This window comes from Mesorhizobium sp. M1273 (assembly GCF_040318195.1).
GTDB lineage: Bacteria > Pseudomonadota > Alphaproteobacteria > Rhizobiales > Rhizobiaceae > Mesorhizobium.
Map to the genome: position 1 here is coordinate 64,013 of NZ_JAMYLV010000019.1, position 20,189 is coordinate 84,201.

The following is a 20,189-nucleotide window of genomic DNA, read 5'->3' on the forward strand; positions in this document are numbered from 1 at the left end:
AGTGAATAGTGAATAGGTAAGGATGTGGGTCGTTGATGTTGGTGAAATGCCCTGAAGTGAAGCGCGCGGAATCGTGCCCTGGAATCCGGATAGTCACCATTCACCATTCACCTTTCACTATTCACCACAGGACCGCCTGACATGCTTCTCGGCCGCACCGCCAACGGGCTCTACTGGATGAACCGCTACATCGAGCGGGCGGAAAACATGGCGCGGCTGGTGGATGCCGGCTTGCGCATGGCGCTGACTCGTACCCAGAACGCTTCGGAGGAGTGGAATTCGGTGCTGCTCAGCGCCGGTTCGGACGCCAGCTTCACGCAGAAATATTCCGACTACACCGCCGCCAATGTCGCCGACTATCTGCTGCGCGACACATCGAACCCGTCGAGCACGATGTCGTCTATCGAAACGGCCCGTAACAATGCCCGCATGGTGCGTACCGCACTGACGCGTGAGACCTGGGAAAGCATCAACGAAGCCTGGATGTCGCTGAAGCGGATGCTGGCCAAGCCGATCGACGAGCGCGACCTGCCCAACGCGCTCGACGCAATCAAGCGCGAGACGGCGCTGATCCGCGGCTCGTTCTACGGCACGATGCTGCGCAACGAGATTTTCGATTTTTCGCAGCTCGGCACGTATGTCGAACGCGCCGACAACACCGCGCGTATCCTGGATGTGAAATACTACGTGCTGTTGCCGTCGATCTCCTGGGTCGGCTCGACGCTCGACAACTACCAGTGGGAATCGATCCTGCGCTCGGTGTCGGCGCACCGTTCCTATCGCTGGGTCTATGATGCCGACTACAAGCCGAGCAACATCGCCGATTATCTGATCCTCAACGTCCGCATGCCGCGCTCGCTGACCTTTTGCTACCGCTTCCTGACGGAGCATCTCAAATTCCTGGGTGACGACTATGGGGAGCGCCACGCCTGCCATGCGACGGCTGCCAAGACCCAGGCCATGCTGACGGCCGGGTCGATCAAGGATATTTTCGACGCCGGCCTGCACGAATTCCTGGCCAATTTCATCCGCGACAACACCAGGCTCGGCGACGAGATCGCGCAGGATTACAGGTTCTATTGAGCATGACCCCAAAAAGCGGAGACCGGTTTTCGGAAAAGCTCATGCTCCAGGGACGAGTGCGATGCGGCTGAAGATCACCCACCTGACGGAATACCGCTACGATGCGCCGGTGCATTATCTGTTGCAGCGTTTGCGGCTGCTCCCGGTGAACGGGCGCACCCAGACGGTGCTGTCCTGGGCGCTGAGGATCGAAGGCGCACGCGAGGAAGTGCGCTTCACCGACCATTTCGGCAATGATACCCGGCTGTTGAGCGTCGAGGGCGAGCGCGACTTCATCACCGTCGAAGCAGCCGGCGAAGTGGTGACGCGCGACACCGCTGGCGTCTGCGGACCGCACCAGGGTTTCGCGCCGCTCTGGCTGTTCGGCCAGGAAACGCCGCTGACGACGATCGGAAGCGGCATTCGCGAGCTTGCTGCCTCGGTCGGCAAGGGTACCGACATCGAAAGGCTGCACCGGTTGATGGCGGTGATCGGCGAGCGCGTCGCTTATACGCCGGACACCACCAACGTGACGACGCCGGCCGAAGAGGCCCTGGCGCTCAAGACCGGCGTTTGCCAGGACCACAGCCACATCTTCGTTGCCGCGGCGCGTGCCATGGATTTTCCGGCCCGCTATATCAGCGGCTACCTGATGATGGATGCGGCCATCGAGCAGGCGGCAAGCCACGCCTGGGCCGAGGCGCATGTCTCGGGCCTCGGCTGGGTCGCCTTCGATGTCGCCAACGGCATTTCTCCGGACGAGCGTTATGTGAAGGTGGCGACCGGCCGCGATTATCGCGACGCCACGCCGGTATCTGGAATTCGGCTGGGACAGGCGGAAGAACAGCTTGCGGTCACCGTCACCGTGGAGCAGTAATCCCCGGCAAGATTGTTGCCAAAGAGATTCGATGACCTATTGCGTCGGCCTGAAGATCGATCGCGGGCTCGTGTTCATGTCGGACACGCGCACCAACGCCGGCATGGATTCGATCTCGACCTTCAGGAAGATGCATGTCTGGGAAGAGCCGGGCGAGCGCGTCATCGTTTTGATGTCGGCCGGCAATCTGGCGACGACGCAGGCCGTGGTCAGCCTGCTCGACGAACGCACCAAGGCAGTGGCGGAGCGCCGTGCCACACTGCTCGAAACGCCCTCCATGTACCAGACAGTCCGGTTGGTCGGAGACACCGTCAAGGAGGTCATCGCCAGTTCGTCGCCGGCGGGCGAAAAGGCGGATTCCTACTTCAACGCCTCCTTCATCCTCGGCGGTCAGATCAAGGGCAGCGCGCCGCGCCTGTTCATGATCTATCCGGAAGGCAATTTCATCGAATCCACCGACGACACGCCGTTCTTCCAGATCGGTGAGACCAAATACGGCAAGCCGATCATTATCCGTGCGTATGAAAGGACCATGAGTTTCGCCGAGACGGTGAAGTTGCTGCTGGTGTCGTTCGACTCGACGCTGAAGTCGAACCTGTCGGTCGGCCTGCCGCTCGACCTGCTGTTCTATGAAAAGGACACTTTCAAGGTCGGCCTCAAAAAGCGAATAACCCAGGACGATCAATATTATCGTACGATCTCGGATAGCTGGTCGAACGCGCTGAAGACCGCCTTTGCCAGTCTGCCTGATTTTCCCGAATGAAAACCTTCGTTTTTCGTGCTCTTTGATCGCGGCTCGATGAGGCGCTACGGAGGCGAAGATGAATAGCAACGAATTCCGCGAATGGTCGCTGCGAGCGGCTGAATGGGGCGCCGACTACAGAAACAGCCTTCGCGAAAAACCGGTGCGGCCGCTTGTCGAGCCGGGCGAAATCTTCAAAAGCATCGATGCCGCGCCGCCGGAAGACGGCGAAACGATGCAGGCAATCTTCGCCGATTTCGAACAAAAGATCTTGCCGGGCATGACGCACTGGCAGCATCCGCGTTTCTTCGCCTATTTCCCGGCTAACGCGGCACCGGTCTCCGTCGTGGCCGAGTATCTGGTTTCCGCGATGGCCGCGCAATGCATGCTCTGGCAGACCTCGCCGGCGGCAACCGAGCTCGAGACGCGTGTCGTCGACTGGATGCGGCAGGCGCTTGGTTTGCCGGAGGGATTTTCCGGCGTCATGCAGGATTCGGCTTCATCGGCGACGCTTGCCGCCGTGCTGACCATGCGCGAGCGCGCGCTCGACTGGCAAGGCAACAAGAACGGCTTGCAAGGGCAGCCGGTCGTGCGGATCTATTCTTCCGACCAGGTCCATACTTCTATCGACCGGGCGATCTGGGTGTCGGGCATCGGCGAGGCGAACCTCGTGCGCATTCCGGTCGCCGGACGCTTCCGCGCCATGCAGACGGCGGCTCTGGAAGCCGCGATCGTTACCGACCGCGAAAACGGCATGCTGCCGGCGGGCATCATCGCCAGCGTCGGCGGCACAAGTACCGGCGGCACCGACAATGTGGCGGCTGTTGCCGAGGTGGCGAAGCGGCACGGGCTCTACCTGCATGTCGATGCCGCATGGGCCGGCTCCGCCATGATCTGCCACGAGTTCCGGCATTTCTGGACCGGCGCCGAAAATGCCGATTCCATCGTCTTCAACCCGCATAAATGGTTGGGGGCACAGTTCGATTGCTCGATGCAGTTCATCCGCCAGCCGGAAGAGCTGGTCCGCACGCTGGCGATCAAGCCCGAATTCCTGAAAACGCATGGCCGCGACGGGGTCATCAACTACTCCGAATGGTCGGTGCCGCTCGGACGGAGGTTCCGCGCTCTGAAACTTTGGTTCCTGCTGCGTGCGTATGGCTTGGAAAATCTGCGGAACATGATCCGCAACCATGTTGCCTGGAGCGAGAGCCTCGCCGCGCGGCTGGCTCGGGAACCGGATTTCGAGATCGTCACGGAACCCATGCTGTCGCTATTCTCATTCCGCCATCTCGCGGCTGCGGCCATCGACTCTGACGAGCACAATTTGCGGTTGGTCAGCGCGATCAACGATGACGGCCGCATTTACCTGACGCAGACCCGGGTGGACGGGCAGGTGGCGATCCGCTTTCAGGTCGGGCAGTTCGAAACGACTGCGGCGGACGTCGATACTGCTTTCTCGGTCATCACTGAGATCGCGCGGGGGCTGAGTTGATAGCCTCGTCGAGATTGCACCGGAGCTTTTCTCGCTGCAGTCGCCCGATTTTCATTAGCCGGCCCATACCTGTTCATGGCTTTCGTTTTCAGCTATAGACGAGAAAAACGAAAATGAGAGGTTGCTAGATGTATCTGTCGCCGCGTCATTCCGAAATCATCCAGATGGCCAAGGACCATGGCCGCGTACTGGTCGAGGAGCTGGCGACGCATTTCAACGTGACGCCGCAGACGATCCGCAAGGATCTCAACGATCTCTGCGGCCAGCGGCTCTTGTCCCGCATCCATGGCGGGGCATTGTTCCCCTCCGGCATCGAGAACATGGAATATGAGGCTCGGCGCAAGATCGCCGCCGAGGAGAAGGAGGCGATCGGCCGCGCAGCAGCCCGGCTGATCCCCGACAACGCGTCTCTGTTCATCAATATTGGGACAACGACGGAAGCTGTCAGCAAGTCGCTTCTCGATCACAGCGGCCTGATGGTCATCACCAATAACATCAATGTTGCCAACAGGATGCGCATATATCCTTCGATCGAGGTGGTGATCGCCGGCGGTGTCGTGCGCGGTTCCGACGGCGGTGTGGTCGGCGAGGCCGCGGTCGATTTCATCAGGCAGTTCAAGGTCGATTTTGCGGTGATCGGCGCCTCGGCCATCGACCATGACGGCGCACTGCTCGACTTCGATTTTCGCGAGGTGAAGGTGGCTCAGGCGATCATCGCCAACGCCCGACATGTGATCCTGGTGTCGGACCAGACCAAATTCGAGCGCACCGCGCCCGTCCGCATCGGCCATCTGTCGCAGGTCAACACCTTTATCACCGATCGTTGCGACATCCCGTCGGTGCGTAAGATCTGCCAGGAGGCAGAAGTTCAGCTGATCGAAACGTCGCTATCCTAGAGATGCCGTCGCGGCATCTTCCGCCTATCACATTTCGTTTGACATTCGTTATCATTTCGAAATAATTCCCGTACGGTTTCGCAAGAACCCAAAAATGCTGCTATGCGAAATCGAGGGAGGATTCTTTGAGCGCATCACCGATTCATGACATTTTCGTCATCGGTGGCGGCATCAATGGCTGCGGCATCGCCCGCGATGCCGTTGGACGTGGCTTTTCGGTCTTTCTTGCCGAGATGAACGATCTGGCCAGCGGGACCTCTTCCGGCTCGACCAAACTGATCCATGGCGGCTTGCGCTATCTCGAATTCTACGAATTCCGCCTGGTACGCGAAGCGCTGATGGAACGCGAGGTCCTGTGGAGGAACGCGCCGCACATCATCTGGCCGATGCGCTTCGTGCTGCCATACGCCAAGGGGCTGCGTCCGGCCTGGCTGATCCGGCTCGGGCTTTTCCTCTACGACCATATTGGCGGGCGCAAATTGCTGCCGCCGACGAAAACGCTGGACATGGCTAAGGATCCGGCCGGCAAGCCGCTGAAGCCGCTGTTTCGAAAGGCGTTCGAATATTCGGACGGTTGGGTCAACGATGCCCGGCTGGTTGTGTTGAACGCCCGCGACGCTGCCGAACGCGGTGCAACCATTCGAACCCGAACAAAGGTCGTCAGCGCACGCCGCGAAGGCAATCTCTGGACGGTCAGGCTTGAAAATGTGCGGACCGGCGATACCGAGGAGGTCAAGGCGCGGCTGCTGGTCAATGCCGCCGGCCCGTGGGTCGATCAGGTGCTGTCGGCCACCGTCGGCCTGAACGACGTGCACAATGTCCGCCTCGTACAAGGCAGCCATATCGTCGTGGGCAAGAAATTCGACGACCCACGCGCCTATTTCTTTCAGAACAAGGACGGGCGCATCATTTTCGCCATCCCTTACGAGGACGAATTCACGCTCATCGGCACCACCGACCGTGACTATCCCGGCGATCCGCACGACGTCAGGATCAGTGACGCCGAGATCGGCTATCTCTGCGCTGCGGCAAGCGAATATTTCGCGCAGCCGGTCAAGCCGTCGGATATCGTCTGGACCTATTCCGCGGTGCGACCGCTCTACGACGATGGCGCCTCAAAGGCGCAGGAAGCCACCCGAGACTATGTGCTGAAGGCCGATGGAGGCGAGGATGCCGCCCCGATCGTCAACGCCTTTGGCGGCAAGATCACGACCTACCGCCGATTGTCGGAATCGATGCTCGAGAAGATCGAGGGTTTTCTCGGCAAGCGCGGCAAACCATGGACGGCAAACGCGCCGCTGCCTGGCGGTGACTTTCCCGTCACCGGCTTCGATGCCGAGGTGGCGAAACTGAAAACGGCGTACCCGTTCCTCGACGCCCGGCTGGCCCGCCGGTTGACCCGGCTCTACGGCACCCGCGCAAGGAAGCTGCTGGGCCTCGCCAAGTCGAACGTCGATCTTGGCCGCAACTTCGGCGCCGATCTCTACGAAGCCGAGGTGCGCTACCTCGTCGAAAACGAATGGGCGATGACTGCCGAGGATGTATTGTGGCGCCGGACCAAGCGCGGCCTGCGTCTCAGCCGTGAGCAGGCGGCAGTGCTCGACGAGTTCATGCGCGGAATAAGCCGGCAGCACGTAGCGGCTGCCGAATAGGAACGGCCGACTGATGCAGAAAGCCTGGGAGGAGGCATCATGCTTGAACTGAGAAACGTGACGAAGACGGTGGGTGCGGCGGAACATATCCGCGACGTCTCGCTGACGCTTCAGCACGGCTCGCTCAACGTCCTGCTCGGGCGGACGCTCTCCGGCAAGACCAGCCTGATGCGGCTGATGGCGGGCCTCGACGTGCCGACCTCGGGCTCGGTCTGGTTCGATGGCAAGGATGTCACCGGCATGCCGGTGCAAAAGCGCAACGTCGCCATGGTCTACCAGCAATTCATCAATTATCCGGCGATGACGGTCTACGAAAACATCGCCTCACCGCTGCGGGTGGCCGGCACGGATCAGGCAACGATCGACAGGGAGGTGCGCAATGCCGCCGCCCTTCTCAAACTAACGCCCTATCTCGACCGGACGCCTCTCAGTCTGTCGGGCGGCCAGCAGCAGCGCACCGCGCTGGCCCGCGCGATCGTCAAGAATGCCAGCCTCGTGCTGCTCGACGAGCCGCTCGCCAATCTCGACTACAAGCTGCGCGAAGAATTACGCGCGGAACTGCCGAAAGTCTTCGCGGCCGCCGGTACAATCTTTGTGTATGCCACGACCGAGCCGCACGAAGCCTTGCTGCTCGGCGGCAACACGGCGACGCTTTCCGAAGGCAGCATCACCCAGTTCGGGCCGACCATCGAAGTGTTCCGCAAACCGGTTGATCTGGTGACGGCGAGAACCTTCGCCGATCCGCCGCTCAACACCATCGTGCTTGCCAAGAAGGGTCTGGATTTCCTGCTCGAGGGCGGCGTGAAATTGCCGGTGCCGGCGGAACTCTTCGGCATTGCCGATGCGATCTATACGATCGGCTTCCAGCCGCATCATTTGTCCCTCGATCGGCCCAACGCCGCCGCAGTGCCGGTGCGCGCAAAGGTGACGATCACCGAGATCACCGGATCGGAAAGCTTCGTCCATCTCGATTTTGCCGATGCGCGCTGGGTCATGCTGACCCATGGCATTCGCGACTTCGAGCCGGACGAGGAGGTCGAGGTGTTCATCGACCCGCGCCACATCATGGTCTTCGACGAGCACGGCCGCGCCGTGGCCGCGCCGAAGCTGGCGGCCTAGGAGGAAGCGATGGCGCGCATCGATGTCAATCATATCCGCCACTCCTATCTGCAGAACCCGCGCACGGATGCCGATTTCGCGCTGAAGGAAGTGCACCACACGTTCGAGGATGGCGGCGCTTATGCGCTGCTCGGCCCATCCGGCTGCGGCAAGACCACGCTGCTCAACATCATTTCGGGATTGCTGCATCCCTCGCATGGCCAGCTGCTGTTCAACGGCAGGGACGTGACCAATCTGTCGACCCAAGAGCGCAACATCGCCCAGGTCTTCCAGTTCCCGGTGATCTACGACACGATGACCGTCTACGACAATCTGGCGTTCCCGCTGCGCAATCGCGGCGTGCCGGAGCCCGACGTCGACCGCAAGGTGCGCGAGACGCTGGAGATGACCGGGCTGGCCGATATGGCCAAACGAAAGGCGCGCCGACTGACCGCCGACCAGAAGCAGAAAATCTCGCTCGGACGCGGGCTGGTGCGCTCCGACGTCAACGCCATCCTGTTCGACGAGCCTTTGACAGTCATCGACCCGCATATGAAATGGGTGCTGCGCTCGCAGTTGAAGCAGCTTCACCGCCGCTTCGGCTACACCATGGTCTATGTCACGCACGACCAGACCGAGGCGTTGACCTTCGCCGACAGGGTGGTCGTCATGTATGACGGCGAAATCGTGCAGATCGGCACACCGGCAGAGCTGTTCGAGCGCCCGCGCCACACCTTTGTCGGCTATTTCATCGGCTCGCCCGGCATGAATGTCATGCCGGTGGCGATCGACGGCAAGACAGCGAAGCTGGGCTCGCAGCAGATCGAACTGCCGGGCGTGCCCAAGGCGGGCGGCGGCGCCATCGAACTCGGCATCCGTCCCGAATATGTGCGCCTAGGCAGCCAGGGCATGGCCGTCCGGATCAGCAAGGTCGAGGACGTCGGCCGCCACAAGGTGGTCCGTGCCAATCTTGAAGGGCGCGAGATCGCCGCCGTCATCGGCGAGGACGAGACAGTTCCGGCTGATCCGAAGGTGCGGTTCGACCCGGCCGGCATCAACATCTATGCCAATTCCTGGCGCGTCGAGATGGGAGCCTGAAGTGGAAAAGACCTGGAACAACAGAGCCTGGTTCCTGGTGCTGCCGGTGCTGCTGCTGGTGGCGTTCTCGGCGGTCATACCGCTGATGACGGTCGTCAATTATTCGGTGCAGGACACTTTCGGCAATAACGTCTTCTTCTGGGCCGGCACGGAATGGTTCGAGGAACTGCTTTCCTCCAGCCGCTTCTGGCAGGCGATGATCCGCAACCTTGTCTTCTCCTTCATCATCCTGGCGATCGAAGTGCCGCTCGGCATCTTCATTGCGCTCAATATGCCGAAGAAGGGTTGGGGCGTGCCTGTTTGCCTTGTTTTGATGGCGTTGCCGCTGCTGATCCCGTGGAACGTCGTCGGCACCATCTGGCAGGTGTTCGGGCGCAACGACATTGGCCTGCTCGGCTATTACGTCAACGCGCTCGGCATCGACTATAATTATGTGCAAGACCCATACGACGCCTGGGTCACGGTCATCATCATGGACGTCTGGCATTGGACCAGCCTCGTCGTTCTGCTCTGCTATGCCGGCCTGGTCTCGATCCCGGATGCCTTTTATCAGGCGGCCAAGATCGACGGTGCCTCGCGCTGGGCGGTGTTCCGCTACATCCAGCTGCCGAAGATGAACCGCGTGCTGCTGATCGCCGTGCTGCTGCGCTTCATGGATAGCTTCATGATCTACACCGAACCGTTCGTGGTGACCGGCGGCGGACCCGGCAACTCGACGACCTTTCTTTCGATCGATCTCGTCAAGACGGCGCTCGGCCAGTTCGACCTCGGCCCGGCGGCGGCGATGTCGCTGGTCTACTTCCTTATCGTCCTGTTGTTGTCATGGGTGTTCTACACCGTGATGACCAATTACGACGCGGAGCGCTGAGATGAGCCGCACCGAAGAGAGAGCCGATAGGGTGAGCGAGACGACAGCTTCGGAAGGGCTCGCCAGCACGCTACGGCAGGACGAGATCGCACGGCTGATGCGCCGTCGCGGCGAGGAGTCGCGTTGGTGGTGGATCGTGCCGACGCTCTACATCATCGTTCTGCTTTTGCCGATCTACTGGCTCATCAATATGAGCTTCAAGACCAATGGCGAGATCGTCTCGTCGCTGACGCTCTACCCGCACGCACCGACATTGGCGAATTACCGCACCATCTTCACCGACGCGTCCTGGTATTCGGGCTACATCAACTCGATCACCTATGTGGTTATGAACATGGTGATTTCGGTGGCTGCGGCACTGCCTGCTGCCTATGCCTTTTCGCGCTATCGCTTCCTCGGCGACAAGCATCTGTTCTTCTGGCTGCTGACCAACCGCATGGCGCCGCCGGCGGTGTTCGCGCTGCCATTCTTCCAGCTTTATTCGGCCTTCGGCCTTATCGACACCCACATCGCCGTGGCTCTGGCGCATTGCCTGTTCAACGTGCCGCTGGCGGTGTGGATCCTCGAAGGCTTCATGTCGGGCGTACCCAAGGAGATCGACGAGACCGCCTATATCGACGGCTATTCGTTCCCGCGCTTCTTCATCAAGATCTTCATGCCGCTGATTGCGAGCGGCATCGGCGTGGCGTGCTTCTTCTGCTTCATGTTCTCGTGGGTGGAGCTCTTGATCGCCCGTACGCTGACGACAACCGATGCCAAGCCGATCGCCGCGACCATGACCCGCACCGTTTCGGCCGCCGGCATGGATTGGGGGCTGCTCGCCGCAGCCGGCGTGCTGACGCTGATTCCCGGCGCGCTCGTCATCTGGTTTGTGCGCAACTACATCGCCAAGGGCTTTGCCCTGGGGAGGGTATAATGGAGCAGGTCGACAGAAGCCCATGGTGGTGGGCCGTGCTGCTTCTCGCCCTGGTCGTCGTGGCCTGGGTGGCACTTCAAATCGATTTCGTGGCAATAACGGTAGGCTTCAGCGATCCGGCTAATATCCGCCTGTGGGGCTTTAACCTCTCGTCCAACCTCGATTTTTCGTGGATGGCCTGGACGTGGCCGACCGCGGCCTTCTTTGGAACCATCTTTCTGCTGCTTTGCGGCATGGCGTTGTGGGAATACGTCTCGCCGGGCGGCAATCCGCGCGTCGGCGTGCTGCGGTTCGAAACGACGCGCGGCGACCGCCTGTTCCTGTCGCTGCTTGGCAGCGCCTTTATCCATCTCGCTTGGCTGGGTCTAGTCGGACCCAATCTGTGGTGGGCTCTCGCTCTCTCCGTGGTCTACGCCGTCGGCGTGTTCCGCTACGTATAGAGGGGGAAACTGTTGGAACGGCGGCGTGCCGGCCGCCGATCCAGATCGCACTTTGAACTTTAACAGTGGAGGAAATACATGCGACGGCAATTCCTGACATCAACAACTGCGCTTGTCCTATTGCTCGGGGCAAGCAATGCCTATGCCGGAATGGACGAGGCCAAGGCCTTCCTCGATAAGGAAATCGGGCCCCTTTCGACGCTTTCGCGCGCCGACCAGGAAGCCGAGATGCAATGGTTCATCGATGCCGCGAAACCTTTCGCCGGCATGGATATCAAGGTGGTTTCCGAAACCATCGCCACGCATCAGTATGAATCGCAGGTGCTGGCGCCGGCCTTTACGGCCATCACCGGCATCAAGGTTACGCATGACGTCATCCAGGAAGGCGACGTCGTCGAGAAGATCCAGACCCAGATGCAGACCGGCCAGAACCTCTATGACGGCTGGGTCAACGATTCCGATCTGATCGGCACGCACTGGCGCTACCAGCAGGTGCGCAACCTGACCGACTGGATGGCAGGCGACGGCAAGGATGTCACCAACCCGAATCTCGACCTGAAGGATTTCATCGGCACTTCGTTCACCACCGCGCCCGACAAGAAACTCTACCAACTTCCCGACCAGCAGTTCGCCAACCTCTACTGGTTCCGTTACGACTGGTTCAACGACGAGAAGAACAAGGCGGACTTCAAGGCCAAATACGGCTACGACCTCGGCGTGCCGGTGAACTGGTCGGCCTATGAGGACATTGCAGCGTTCTTCACCGGGCGTGAGATCGACGGCAAGAAGGTCTACGGCCATATGGACTATGGCAAGAAGGACCCCTCGCTCGGCTGGCGGTTCACCGACGCCTGGCTGTCGATGGCCGGCAATGGCGACAAGGGCATTCCGAACGGTCTGCCCGTCGACGAATGGGGCATCAAGGTCGACGAGAATTCGCGTCCGGTCGGTTCCTGCACGGCGCGCGGCGGCGACACCAATGGTCCGGCTTCCGTCTATGCCATCCAGAAGTACCTCGATTGGCTGAAGGCCTATGCACCGGCGGAAGCCCAAGGCATGACCTTCTCCGAATCGGGGCCAGTTCCGGCGCAGGGCGCGGTTGCCCAGCAGATCTTCTGGTACACCGCCTTCACGGCCAGCATGGTCGACGCCAGCGCCAAGGCGGTGCTGAACGACGACGGCACGCCGAAGTGGCGCATGGCGCCGTCGCCGCATGGCGTCTACTGGAAGGACGGCATGAAGCTTGGCTATCAGGACGTCGGTTCCTGGACGCTGATGAAGTCGACGCCGACCGACCGCGCCAAGGCCGCCTGGCTCTACGCGCAGTTCGTCACCTCGAAGACGGTCGACGTGAAGAAGAGCCATGTCGGCCTGACCTTCATCCGCGAGAGCACGATCCACGACAAGAGCTTCACCGAACGTGCGCCAAAGCTCGGCGGCCTGATCGAGTTCTACCGCTCGCCAGCGCGCGTCCAGTGGTCGCCGACCGGCACCAACGTGCCGGACTATCCGAAGCTGGCACAGCTCTGGTGGCAGGCGATCGGCGATGCTTCGTCGGGTGCCAAGAGCGCGCAGGAAGCGATGGACTCGCTCTGCGCCGAGCAGGAAAAGGTGATGAGCCGCATCGAGAAGTCGGGCGTTCAGGGCGATATTGGCCCGAAGATGGCCGAAGAGCATGACCTCGCCTACTGGAATGCGGACGCGGTCAAGAAGGGCAATCTCGCTCCTCAGCTCAAGATCGAGAACGAGAAGGAAAAGCCGGTCACCATCAACTACGACGAGCTGGTGAAGAGCTGGCAGCAATAGGACCGTTTGATGCGGGCGTCCGCGCCCGCATCGCCATGCTCAGGGGAGGCGGCATGTTGCCGTCTCCCCTGTTTGCGTGAACGGCTCCGCGCCATCTGGCGTCGAGACATCGCAGCACCTTGAATTCGCTTCGACGGGAGAGAGAATGACCGGATATATCCTTGCAATCGACCAGGGGACGACATCGAGCCGGGCGATCCTGTTCGACGACAAGATGATGGTCGTCGGCAGCGGGCAAAAGGAATTCACCCAATATTATCCGGCCTCCGGCTGGGTCGAGCACGATCCCGAGGAGATATGGGCAAGCGTCGTGGAAACGGTGAAGGCCGCGCTGAAGACAGCCGGCCGCAACGCAGCGGAAGTCGCCGCGATCGGCATCACCAACCAGCGCGAAACGGTCGTCATCTGGGACAAACAGACCGGCAAGCCGATCCACAACGCGATTGTCTGGCAAGATCGTCGCACCGCGCCGCTATGCCAGAAACTGAAGAAGCTGGGGCTGGAGAAGAAATTCACGAGAAAGACCGGCCTGCTGCTCGATCCCTATTTCTCCGGCACCAAGATCGCCTGGATGCTGGACAAGGTGAAGGGCGCCAGAAAATGCGCCGAGAAGGGCGAACTGCTGGCCGGCACCATCGACAGTTTTTTGATCTGGCGGCTGACCGGCGGCAAGATCCACGCCACTGACGCCACCAACGCCTCGCGCACGCTGGTCTACAACATCGAACAAAACGCCTGGGACGACGAGCTGCTGGCCATTCTTGGCATACCGGCAAGAATGCTGCCACAGGTGAAAGATTGTGCCGATGATTTTGGAATAACCGACAAAAGCCTGTTTGGTGCAGAGATCAGAATCCTCGGTGTGGCCGGCGACCAGCATGCGGCGGCAATCGGCCAGGCCTGTTTCGAGCCAGGCATGATGAAGTCGACCTACGGCACCGGTTGCTTTGCGCTGCTCAACACCGGAAGCGATCTCGTGCGTTCTAAGAACCGGCTTTTGACCACCATCGCCTACAGGCTGAACGGCAAGACCACCTATGCGCTGGAGGGCTCGATCTTTATCGCCGGCGCCGCCGTGCAATGGCTGCGCGACGGAATCAAGGTAATCGGCAGGGCCGAGCATAGCGGCAAATTGGCGGCGGAAGCCGATCCAACGCAGAACGTCTATCTGGTGCCGGCTTTCGTCGGGCTCGGCGCACCGCACTGGGATGCCGAGGCGCGCGGCGCCATCTTCGGGCTGACCCGCAATTCGGGGCCGGCGGAATTTGCCCGCGCGGCACTGGAATCCGTTGCGTTCCAAACGCGCGATCTGCTTGACGCCATGCGCCGGGACTGGAAAGGCGCCTCGGTCAAGACCGTGCTCAGGGTCGATGGCGGCATGGTGGCGTCGGACTGGACGATGCAGCGGCTGGCCGACATTCTCGATGCGCCGGTCGACCGGCCGACAATTCTCGAGACGACAGCACTCGGTGCGGCTTGGCTGGCCGGCTCGAAGGCGGGTGTCTGGCCGAAGGCCGCGGAATTCGCCAGGAGCTGGGCGCTCGAGCGCCGGTTCAAGCCGGACATGGATGCTTCGACACGTGCCGCCAAGCTGGCAGGTTGGCGCCACGCTGTGCGCAGGACGCTAAGTGCGCAATAGGCAGGGATGCCACCGGATTCGCACTAATGAAAAACCCGCGCCGTTGCGGGCGCGGGCTTGCAGCCTCTAATCTGGGACTCAGTAAGGCGACCGGCACTGCCGGCGCGGACCGTAGTTGGGCTGGTAAGTGTTGTCAGAAGCGCGATAGCTCCGATAATGATCATAGCACCACTGCACGTGGGCATCGCCACGATAGACACGATTCTGGTTGACAATCGCGCCAGTGATCAGCGCTCCGGTAGCAAACGCGGCCAGCGGGAACCAGAAGTCGCCGTGGCGGCGGTAGCCGGGACGGTAGTAGCGATAGCCGCGATGGCCACGCCAGTACATGCCGTCGTCACGCGAAAAATTGCGACGGGAGAAATCGCGACGCGAGAAATCGCGATTGAAACTCCGGTGCCTCCGCCACGGCTCGTACTGGACGGTCTGGACATTCGAGGTGAGCCCCTGGGCAGGGGGCGCATAGCTGGGCTGAGCGTTGACTGGCACGATCTCCGCGGCAGCGAATGAGATCGAAAGGGTGGTCGCCAGCAGGCCCGACATGATCCTATTCATGATCTTCTCCTTGAAACGCATGTCCCTTGTCGCGGAAAAACGGACAGGCTGCGCAAATTGTTCCGCCAAAAATCCCAAGTTGCTGATCTGCAAAGGTTCTCTCGATTCGCTGCTTGCGCTTGTCCCGCAAAGCGCGAGCTTCGGCCTTGCGCGAGGGGGAGGCAGTTCCGTCAACGCCGAAGCGCACCGCACGGCATGATGACGCGGCAGGAAAGTCCGGTTTGGGAGCCGTCTTTTTCCGGTTGACCGGTAGAGGCACTCTCCCTATGTTCCGCGCAATTTCGAGGGCGGCCTTTCTGAGCCCGCGGGAGCGCGTAGCTCAGCCGGTAGAGCAACTGACTTTTAATCAGTAGGTCATGGGTTCGAATCCCATCGCGCTCACCAAAATCAAGATTGTCCAACCCGGAGACATAGGTAACAGATTGTACCTAAGACATGGGTGACAACCTCGTGCCGAACGCATGCAGTGGCTTTAGCCGCCCGCCCCATCGTCCATCATCGTGCCGGTGAGCGCCTCATACGCTCTGCTGCACAGCTGTGAATGCGGACAATCCTTCAAGATAAGCACTGGCACCACGGTGAGAACCGCTGCGGCAAGGATTTGCAGGCAAAGACCGACGGCGCTTACCTTCCTGCCGAACACACCGGCCAGGAAAAAGTAGAGACCCTGGGCCATGCAGGCTGCCGTCAGAATGCCCAGAAGCGTGCTGGTCGCTCTTGCGAAGGGCGCTATGTAGCCGTCGGGAAAACCCGACATGCCGAGATCCATCGACCATTGCAGCGCCAGCATGACACTCAGTGCTGACCAGACGAGGGCCGTCATACGAGTGAACAGCATCTGCTTTGGTTTGTTGCTCGGATCGGCCATCGGAATCACGTCGGGATTGCTTGCGGTGACATGCGCAAGCTCTCGGTCAGATCAGCGAGACGTTGCCGCCGGGATGGCGTTCGAGCCGTCCGGCGAGGTCGAGCTCCAGCAGCACCATGAACACTTGAGCGGGATGCAGGCCGGTGTGACGGATGATCTCGTCGACTGCTACCGGCGTCGGGCCGAGCGCCTCGACGACGCGGTCGCGGTCGTCCTCGCGCGGCGGCGGTGTTGCTGAAAAGTCGGGCGGCTCTTCAAGCGGCGATGTCCTTGGCGACCAGCCGCCGACCAGCGGCGCTATCGCACTGGTGATATCGGCGGCCTCGGTGACAAGGATGGCGCCGTCCTTGAGCAGGCCATTGGTGCCGGCAGCGCGCGGATCGAGCGGCGAACCGGGAACGGCGAAAACCAGCCGGCCCATCTCGCCGGCAAGCCGGGCGCTGATCAGTGAGCCGGAGCGCTGTGCGGCCTCGACCACCACCAATCCCAATGCAGCACCGGCGACGAGCCGGTTGCGGCGCGGAAAATCCTGTGCGCGTGGCTGCCAGCCAAACGGCATTTCGGAAATGATGGCGCCGCCGCGCTCGGCGATCTCGTCGCACAGGCCGGCATTTTCGGGCGGGTAGGGCAAATCGAGGCCGCCGGCGAGCACGCCGATTGTGCCAGTCGCAAGGCTGCCCTGGTGCGCGGCCGTATCGATGCCGCGCGCCAGGCCGGAGACGATGCCATAGCCGTCGCGGCCGAGATCCGCCGCCAGCATTCGCGCCATCTTGATGCCGGCCAGCGATGCGTTGCGAGCGCCGACGATGGCGACCGCTGGCAAGCGGAACACCGCGCTATTGCCCCTGACCGCGAGCAGCGGCGGCGGATGATCCATGCTTTTCATCAGCGGCGGATAATCCGCTTCGCCGATGCCGACGAAGCGGGCGCCAGCCCGCCGGGCGGTCTCCAGCTCCGCCTCGGTCTCGGCAATGGACGGGATGCGGACGATTTTTTTGGCGCCCCCCGAAATCATCAGCTCGGGCAGCATCGATAGCGCTGCTTCGGCCGAACCGAACCGGTTGATCAGGTCGCGAAAGGAAGCCGGGCCGACATTCGGCGTGCGGATCAGACGAAGCCAGCTCAGCCGCTGCCGGTCGCTGAGGCGCGGCCCGGCGTCGGGCTCGCTCACTCCTTGGCCCCGATCTTACCCTCGGTGCCGGCAAGCAGCCGCGCAATGTTGGCGCGGTGCTTTACGATGACGATTAGGCTCATCGCCGCGAAAAGCCCGGCAATCTGCGGCGTGCTCAGGAAATACAGCGCCATGGGCACCACGACTGCTGCCGTCAGTGCCGCAAGCGAGGAGAAGCGGAACAGGAAGGCCACCGCCAGCCAGACGACGGCGAAGATCAGCGCCGCCTGCCAGGCAAGGCCGATCAGCACGCCAAGGTAAGTGGCGACACCCTTGCCCCCCTTGAAGCCGAGCCAGACCGGAAAGAGATGACCTAAAAACGCGCCGAAGCCGGCCCAAAGTCCGAACTCGGGCGCAAAGCGGCCTGCGATCAGCACCGCCGCGGTGCCTTTAAGGGCGTCGAGCAGAAGCGTGGCCGCGGCCAAGCTCTTGTTGCCGGTGCGCAGCACATTGGTGGCGCCGATGTTGCCGGAGCCGATGTTGCGCACGTCGCCGAGGCCGGCGGCACGGGTGATCAGCAGGCCAAACGGGATCGAGCCGAGAAGATAGCCGAACACCAATGCCAAGACGGGACTGTAAGCCATTGTTTCCCCGAACTTTCCTTGGCTGAGCGGATTTTAAGCCGTGACACCTGTTTTCGTCCTAGGCCGAAAACACTGTGCGGCCCGCCACCATCGTTTGCAAGACCTTGCCTTGCAGTCGTGCGCCTTCGAAACAGGTGTTTTTCGAGCGTGAGCGGATGCCGCTCTCGCTGACGACCCATGGCTCGTCCAGATCGACGAGCGAAAGGTCGGCCAATGCCCCCGGTTTCAGCGTGCCGCCGGGCAGGCCGAACAATCTTGCCGGCGCGGTCGACAGTGTCTCGACCAGCCGGAGCAGCGTCACGTCGCCATTGTGATAGAGCCGCAGCGCTGCGCCTAGCAGCGTTTCCAGGCCGATGGCGCCGGCCGCGGCATCGGCAAAGGGAAGGCGCTTGGTGTCGACGTCCTGCGGGTCGTGCGAGGAGACGATGAGATCGATGGTGCCGTCCTTGATCGCTTCGATCATCGCCAGCCGGTCTTCCTCGGCGCGCAGCGGCGGCGTCAGCCGGAAGAAGGTGCGGTACTCGCCGACATCATTCTCGTTGAGCGACAGATTGTGGATCGACACGCCTGATGTGACATTGGCGCCATCGGCTTTCGCGCGTGCTACCGCGCTTGCCGCCATAGCCGTCGAAATCTTGGCAGCGTGATAGGCGCCGCCGGTCAGGCGAGCCAACGCGAGATCGCGCTCCAAGGGGATCGATTCGGCTTCGCGCGGAATGCCGGCAAGGCCAAGCCAGCTTGCGTAAAGGCCTTCGTTCATCACGCCGGCCGAAGCGAGGTCGGCGTCTTGGGTTTCATGCGCGATGACGCCACCGAAATCGCGCGCATAGGTCAGCGCGCGGCGCATCACCAGCGCGCTGGCAATAGAATGCCGGCCATCGGTGAAGGCGACCGCGCCGGCCTCGCGCAGCAGGCCGAATTCGGTCATCTCGCGGCCTTCCAGCCCCTTGGTGATCGCTGCTGCCGGCAAGATGTTGACGATGGCGGTGTCCTTGGCGGTGCGCAGCACGAACTCGACCAGTGCGACATTGTCGATCACCGGGTCGGTATCGGGCATCATGACGATTGAGGTGACGCCGCCGGCCGCCGCAGCGATGCTCGCCGAAGCAATGGTCTCCCGGTGTTCGCCGCCGGGTTCGCCGATGAAGACGCGCGCGTCGATCAATCCGGGGATGATAGTCTTGCCGGCGCAGTCGATGATGGTGGCGCCGTCGGGCGCGCCCTGGTTCAAGGCCGCCTTGCCGGCGGCAACGATTTTGCGGCCTTCAACGATGACGGTGCCGACCTCATCGATGCCGCGCGACGGGTCGACGATGTGGGCCCGGCGGAAGACCGTAATGCTCATCAGGCGCGGCCCTCGTGATTTCGACGGGGGTCGAGCAGCGCTTCCATAACCGCCATGCGCACGGCGACGCCCATCTCAACCTGTTCCTGGATAACGCTTTGCGGGCCGTCGGCGATCTCGGAGGCGATCTCGACGCCGCGGTTCATCGGGCCGGGATGCATGACCAGCGCACCGTCCTTGGCCGCCTTCAGCTTCTCCGCGTCGAGGCCGAAATAGCGGAAATATTCGCGCACCGACGGTACGAAAGCGCCTTCCATGCGTTCGCGCTGCAGGCGCAGCATCATTACCACGTCGGCGTCCTTCAGACCCTCGGCCATGGAACGTGTGACGATGACGCCCATCTTCTCGATGCCGGCGGGCAAAAGCGTCGAAGGGGCGACGACCCTGACCTGGGCACCAAGCGCGTTGAGCAGGATGATGTTGGAGCGGGCCACGCGCGAATGCAGGATGTCGCCGCAGATCGCCACGATCAGCTTCGACAACGGACCCTTGACGCGGCGGATGGTCAGTGCGTCGAGCAGCGCCTGGGTAGGGTGCTCATGGGCGCCGTCGCCGGCATTGACCACCGAACAGCCAACTTTTTGGGCAAGAAGTGCTGCCGCGCCGGCCGATTGATGGCGGATGATCAATATGTCGGGACGCATGGCATTCAGCGTCATCGCCGTATCGATCAGCGTCTCGCCCTTTTTCACCGACGAACTCGCTACGGACATGTTCATGACGTCGGCGCCGAGCCGTTTGCCGGCCAGCTCGAATGACGATTGCGTACGGGTCGAGGCTTCGTAGAAGAGATTGATCTGGGTGCGGCCGCGCAGCGTCGATGTCTTCTTGTCCGACTGCCGCGAGATGGCAACGGCCCTGTCCGCCCGGTCGAGCAGAAGCTCGATGTCGGCAGGGGAAAGATCGCGGATGCCCAGAAGATGGCGGTGGGGATAAAGCGGCAGGGACGATGCGTCGGTCATCTCAAGTCGCTGCTATAGGGGGGAGGCTCCGCGGCTGCAAGCACCGGCTTGGGATTGGATTGGTTCTCCCCGGTATTTTCGTCGCGCGCCGCTGGCCATAGGCTATAAACCGCCTTGG

19 protein-coding genes and 1 tRNA gene are annotated in these 20,189 nt (G+C 61.7%); 14 read left to right on the plus strand and 6 right to left on the minus strand.

Annotated elements, in window-relative coordinates:
• Window positions 1-141 precede the first annotated feature (141 nt).
• The 13 genes from NKH30_RS20250 to glpK all read left to right on the plus strand — a co-directional run bounded on the left by NKH30_RS20250 (window position 142) and on the right by glpK (window position 14,586).
• On the plus strand, window positions 142-1,083 hold the full coding sequence (locus NKH30_RS20250; RefSeq protein WP_023674885.1) for an alpha-E domain-containing protein: 942 nt from the start codon (window positions 142-144) through the stop codon (window positions 1,081-1,083).
• Window positions 1,084-1,144: 61 nt separating this feature from the next.
• Window positions 1,145-1,939, plus strand: coding sequence for a transglutaminase family protein (locus tag NKH30_RS20255; RefSeq protein ID WP_352448779.1), 795 nt, complete (start codon window positions 1,145-1,147; stop codon window positions 1,937-1,939).
• A 31-nt stretch (window positions 1,940-1,970) separates the two neighbouring features.
• Window positions 1,971-2,702: a proteasome-type protease gene (locus NKH30_RS20260; protein WP_254817354.1), complete on the plus strand. Its 732-nt coding sequence runs from the start codon at window positions 1,971-1,973 to the stop codon at window positions 2,700-2,702.
• Window positions 2,703-2,760: 58 nt separating this feature from the next.
• Window positions 2,761-4,173 (plus strand): pyridoxal phosphate-dependent decarboxylase family protein, encoded by a 1,413-nt coding sequence (locus NKH30_RS20265; protein WP_352872383.1) that lies wholly within the window; start codon window positions 2,761-2,763, stop codon window positions 4,171-4,173.
• Between the two features lie 128 nt (window positions 4,174-4,301).
• On the plus strand, window positions 4,302-5,069 hold the full coding sequence (locus NKH30_RS20270) for a DeoR/GlpR family DNA-binding transcription regulator (RefSeq protein ID WP_352996733.1): 768 nt from the start codon (window positions 4,302-4,304) through the stop codon (window positions 5,067-5,069).
• Window positions 5,070-5,194: 125 nt separating this feature from the next.
• On the plus strand, window positions 5,195-6,721 hold the full coding sequence (gene glpD, locus NKH30_RS20275; RefSeq protein WP_352996735.1) for a glycerol-3-phosphate dehydrogenase: 1,527 nt from the start codon (window positions 5,195-5,197) through the stop codon (window positions 6,719-6,721).
• Window positions 6,722-6,760: 39 nt separating this feature from the next.
• Complete coding sequence (locus tag NKH30_RS20280; protein WP_352996737.1) at window positions 6,761-7,840, plus strand: ABC transporter ATP-binding protein; 1,080 nt, start codon at window positions 6,761-6,763, stop codon at window positions 7,838-7,840.
• 9 nt (window positions 7,841-7,849) lie between these two features.
• Window positions 7,850-8,917, plus strand: coding sequence for an ABC transporter ATP-binding protein (locus NKH30_RS20285; RefSeq protein ID WP_352996739.1), 1,068 nt, complete (start codon window positions 7,850-7,852; stop codon window positions 8,915-8,917).
• A 1-nt stretch (window position 8,918) separates the two neighbouring features.
• Window positions 8,919-9,785: a carbohydrate ABC transporter permease gene (locus tag NKH30_RS20290; protein ID WP_023674893.1), complete on the plus strand. Its 867-nt coding sequence runs from the start codon at window positions 8,919-8,921 to the stop codon at window positions 9,783-9,785.
• Window position 9,786: 1 nt separating this feature from the next.
• Window positions 9,787-10,701: a carbohydrate ABC transporter permease gene (locus tag NKH30_RS20295; RefSeq protein ID WP_352448784.1), complete on the plus strand. Its 915-nt coding sequence runs from the start codon at window positions 9,787-9,789 to the stop codon at window positions 10,699-10,701.
• 173 nt (window positions 10,702-10,874) lie between these two features.
• Window positions 10,875-11,141 carry a DUF2160 domain-containing protein gene (locus tag NKH30_RS20300; protein ID WP_352471796.1) on the plus strand — a complete coding sequence of 89 codons (267 nt, stop codon included), beginning with the start codon at window positions 10,875-10,877 and terminating at the stop codon, window positions 11,139-11,141.
• A gap of 78 nt (window positions 11,142-11,219) precedes the next feature.
• Complete coding sequence (locus NKH30_RS20305) at window positions 11,220-12,947, plus strand: ABC transporter substrate-binding protein (RefSeq protein WP_352682868.1); 1,728 nt, start codon at window positions 11,220-11,222, stop codon at window positions 12,945-12,947.
• 145 nt (window positions 12,948-13,092) lie between these two features.
• The gene (glpK, locus tag NKH30_RS20310; RefSeq protein ID WP_352996741.1) at window positions 13,093-14,586 is read left to right on the plus strand and encodes a glycerol kinase GlpK; all 1,494 of its coding nucleotides are present in this window, start codon (window positions 13,093-13,095) and stop codon (window positions 14,584-14,586) included.
• A gap of 78 nt (window positions 14,587-14,664) precedes the next feature.
• Here the strand turns inward: glpK and NKH30_RS20315 are convergent, their stop codons facing one another.
• Window positions 14,665-15,141, minus strand: a complete 477-nt coding sequence (locus tag NKH30_RS20315; protein ID WP_352471794.1) for a BA14K family protein — start codon at window positions 15,139-15,141, stop codon at window positions 14,665-14,667.
• Window positions 15,142-15,449: 308 nt separating this feature from the next.
• Between NKH30_RS20315 and NKH30_RS20320 the strand changes: the two genes are divergently transcribed.
• A tRNA-Lys gene (locus NKH30_RS20320) sits at window positions 15,450-15,525 on the plus strand.
• Between the two features lie 88 nt (window positions 15,526-15,613).
• On the opposite strand, the gene NKH30_RS20325 is transcribed toward NKH30_RS20320, so the two are convergent.
• Genes NKH30_RS20325 through NKH30_RS20345 form a run of 5 tightly spaced genes read right to left on the minus strand, consistent with a single transcriptional unit; the run spans window position 15,614 to window position 20,071 of the window.
• The gene (locus tag NKH30_RS20325) at window positions 15,614-16,009 is read right to left on the minus strand and encodes a hypothetical protein (RefSeq protein WP_352996742.1); all 396 of its coding nucleotides are present in this window, start codon (window positions 16,007-16,009) and stop codon (window positions 15,614-15,616) included.
• A gap of 46 nt (window positions 16,010-16,055) precedes the next feature.
• Window positions 16,056-17,180 (minus strand): DNA-processing protein DprA, encoded by a 1,125-nt coding sequence (dprA, locus tag NKH30_RS20330; protein WP_352471678.1) that lies wholly within the window; start codon window positions 17,178-17,180, stop codon window positions 16,056-16,058.
• Window positions 17,177-17,764, minus strand: coding sequence for a glycerol-3-phosphate 1-O-acyltransferase PlsY (gene plsY / locus NKH30_RS20335; protein WP_352682860.1), 588 nt, complete (start codon window positions 17,762-17,764; stop codon window positions 17,177-17,179). Before plsY ends, dprA begins: the two co-directional genes overlap by 4 nt.
• A gap of 58 nt (window positions 17,765-17,822) precedes the next feature.
• Entirely contained in the window at window positions 17,823-19,109 is a 1,287-nt protein-coding gene (locus NKH30_RS20340; protein ID WP_352540579.1) for a dihydroorotase, read from the minus strand.
• Entirely contained in the window at window positions 19,109-20,071 is a 963-nt protein-coding gene (locus tag NKH30_RS20345) for an aspartate carbamoyltransferase catalytic subunit (RefSeq protein ID WP_352448791.1), read from the minus strand. Before NKH30_RS20345 ends, NKH30_RS20340 begins: the two co-directional genes overlap by 1 nt.
• Window positions 20,072-20,189 lie beyond the last annotated feature (118 nt).

Excerpts from the sequence above, each read along its gene's own strand:
- glpK (WP_352996741.1), top strand. The coding sequence starts at position 13,093 with ATGACCGGATATATCCTTGCAATCGACCAGGGGACGACATCGAGCCGG.
- NKH30_RS20305 (WP_352682868.1), top strand. The coding sequence starts at position 11,220 with ATGCGACGGCAATTCCTGACATCAACAACTGCGCTTGTCCTATTGCTC.
- NKH30_RS20265 (WP_352872383.1), top strand. The coding sequence starts at position 2,761 with ATGAATAGCAACGAATTCCGCGAATGGTCGCTGCGAGCGGCTGAATGG.
- NKH30_RS20260 (WP_254817354.1), top strand. The coding sequence starts at position 1,971 with ATGACCTATTGCGTCGGCCTGAAGATCGATCGCGGGCTCGTGTTCATG.
- plsY (WP_352682860.1), bottom strand. The coding sequence starts at position 17,764 with ATGGCTTACAGTCCCGTCTTGGCATTGGTGTTCGGCTATCTTCTCGGC.
- NKH30_RS20300 (WP_352471796.1), top strand. The coding sequence starts at position 10,875 with ATGGCCTGGACGTGGCCGACCGCGGCCTTCTTTGGAACCATCTTTCTG.
- NKH30_RS20285 (WP_352996739.1), top strand. The coding sequence starts at position 7,850 with ATGGCGCGCATCGATGTCAATCATATCCGCCACTCCTATCTGCAGAAC.
- NKH30_RS20270 (WP_352996733.1), top strand. The coding sequence starts at position 4,302 with ATGTATCTGTCGCCGCGTCATTCCGAAATCATCCAGATGGCCAAGGAC.
- NKH30_RS20345 (WP_352448791.1), bottom strand. The coding sequence starts at position 20,071 with ATGACCGACGCATCGTCCCTGCCGCTTTATCCCCACCGCCATCTTCTG.
- NKH30_RS20280 (WP_352996737.1), top strand. The coding sequence starts at position 6,761 with ATGCTTGAACTGAGAAACGTGACGAAGACGGTGGGTGCGGCGGAACAT.
- NKH30_RS20255 (WP_352448779.1), top strand. The coding sequence starts at position 1,145 with ATGCGGCTGAAGATCACCCACCTGACGGAATACCGCTACGATGCGCCG.
- NKH30_RS20325 (WP_352996742.1), bottom strand. The coding sequence starts at position 16,009 with ATGGCCGATCCGAGCAACAAACCAAAGCAGATGCTGTTCACTCGTATG.
- NKH30_RS20315 (WP_352471794.1), bottom strand. The coding sequence starts at position 15,141 with ATGAATAGGATCATGTCGGGCCTGCTGGCGACCACCCTTTCGATCTCA.
- NKH30_RS20250 (WP_023674885.1), top strand. The coding sequence starts at position 142 with ATGCTTCTCGGCCGCACCGCCAACGGGCTCTACTGGATGAACCGCTAC.
- NKH30_RS20340 (WP_352540579.1), bottom strand. The coding sequence starts at position 19,109 with ATGAGCATTACGGTCTTCCGCCGGGCCCACATCGTCGACCCGTCGCGC.
- NKH30_RS20295 (WP_352448784.1), top strand. The coding sequence starts at position 9,787 with ATGAGCCGCACCGAAGAGAGAGCCGATAGGGTGAGCGAGACGACAGCT.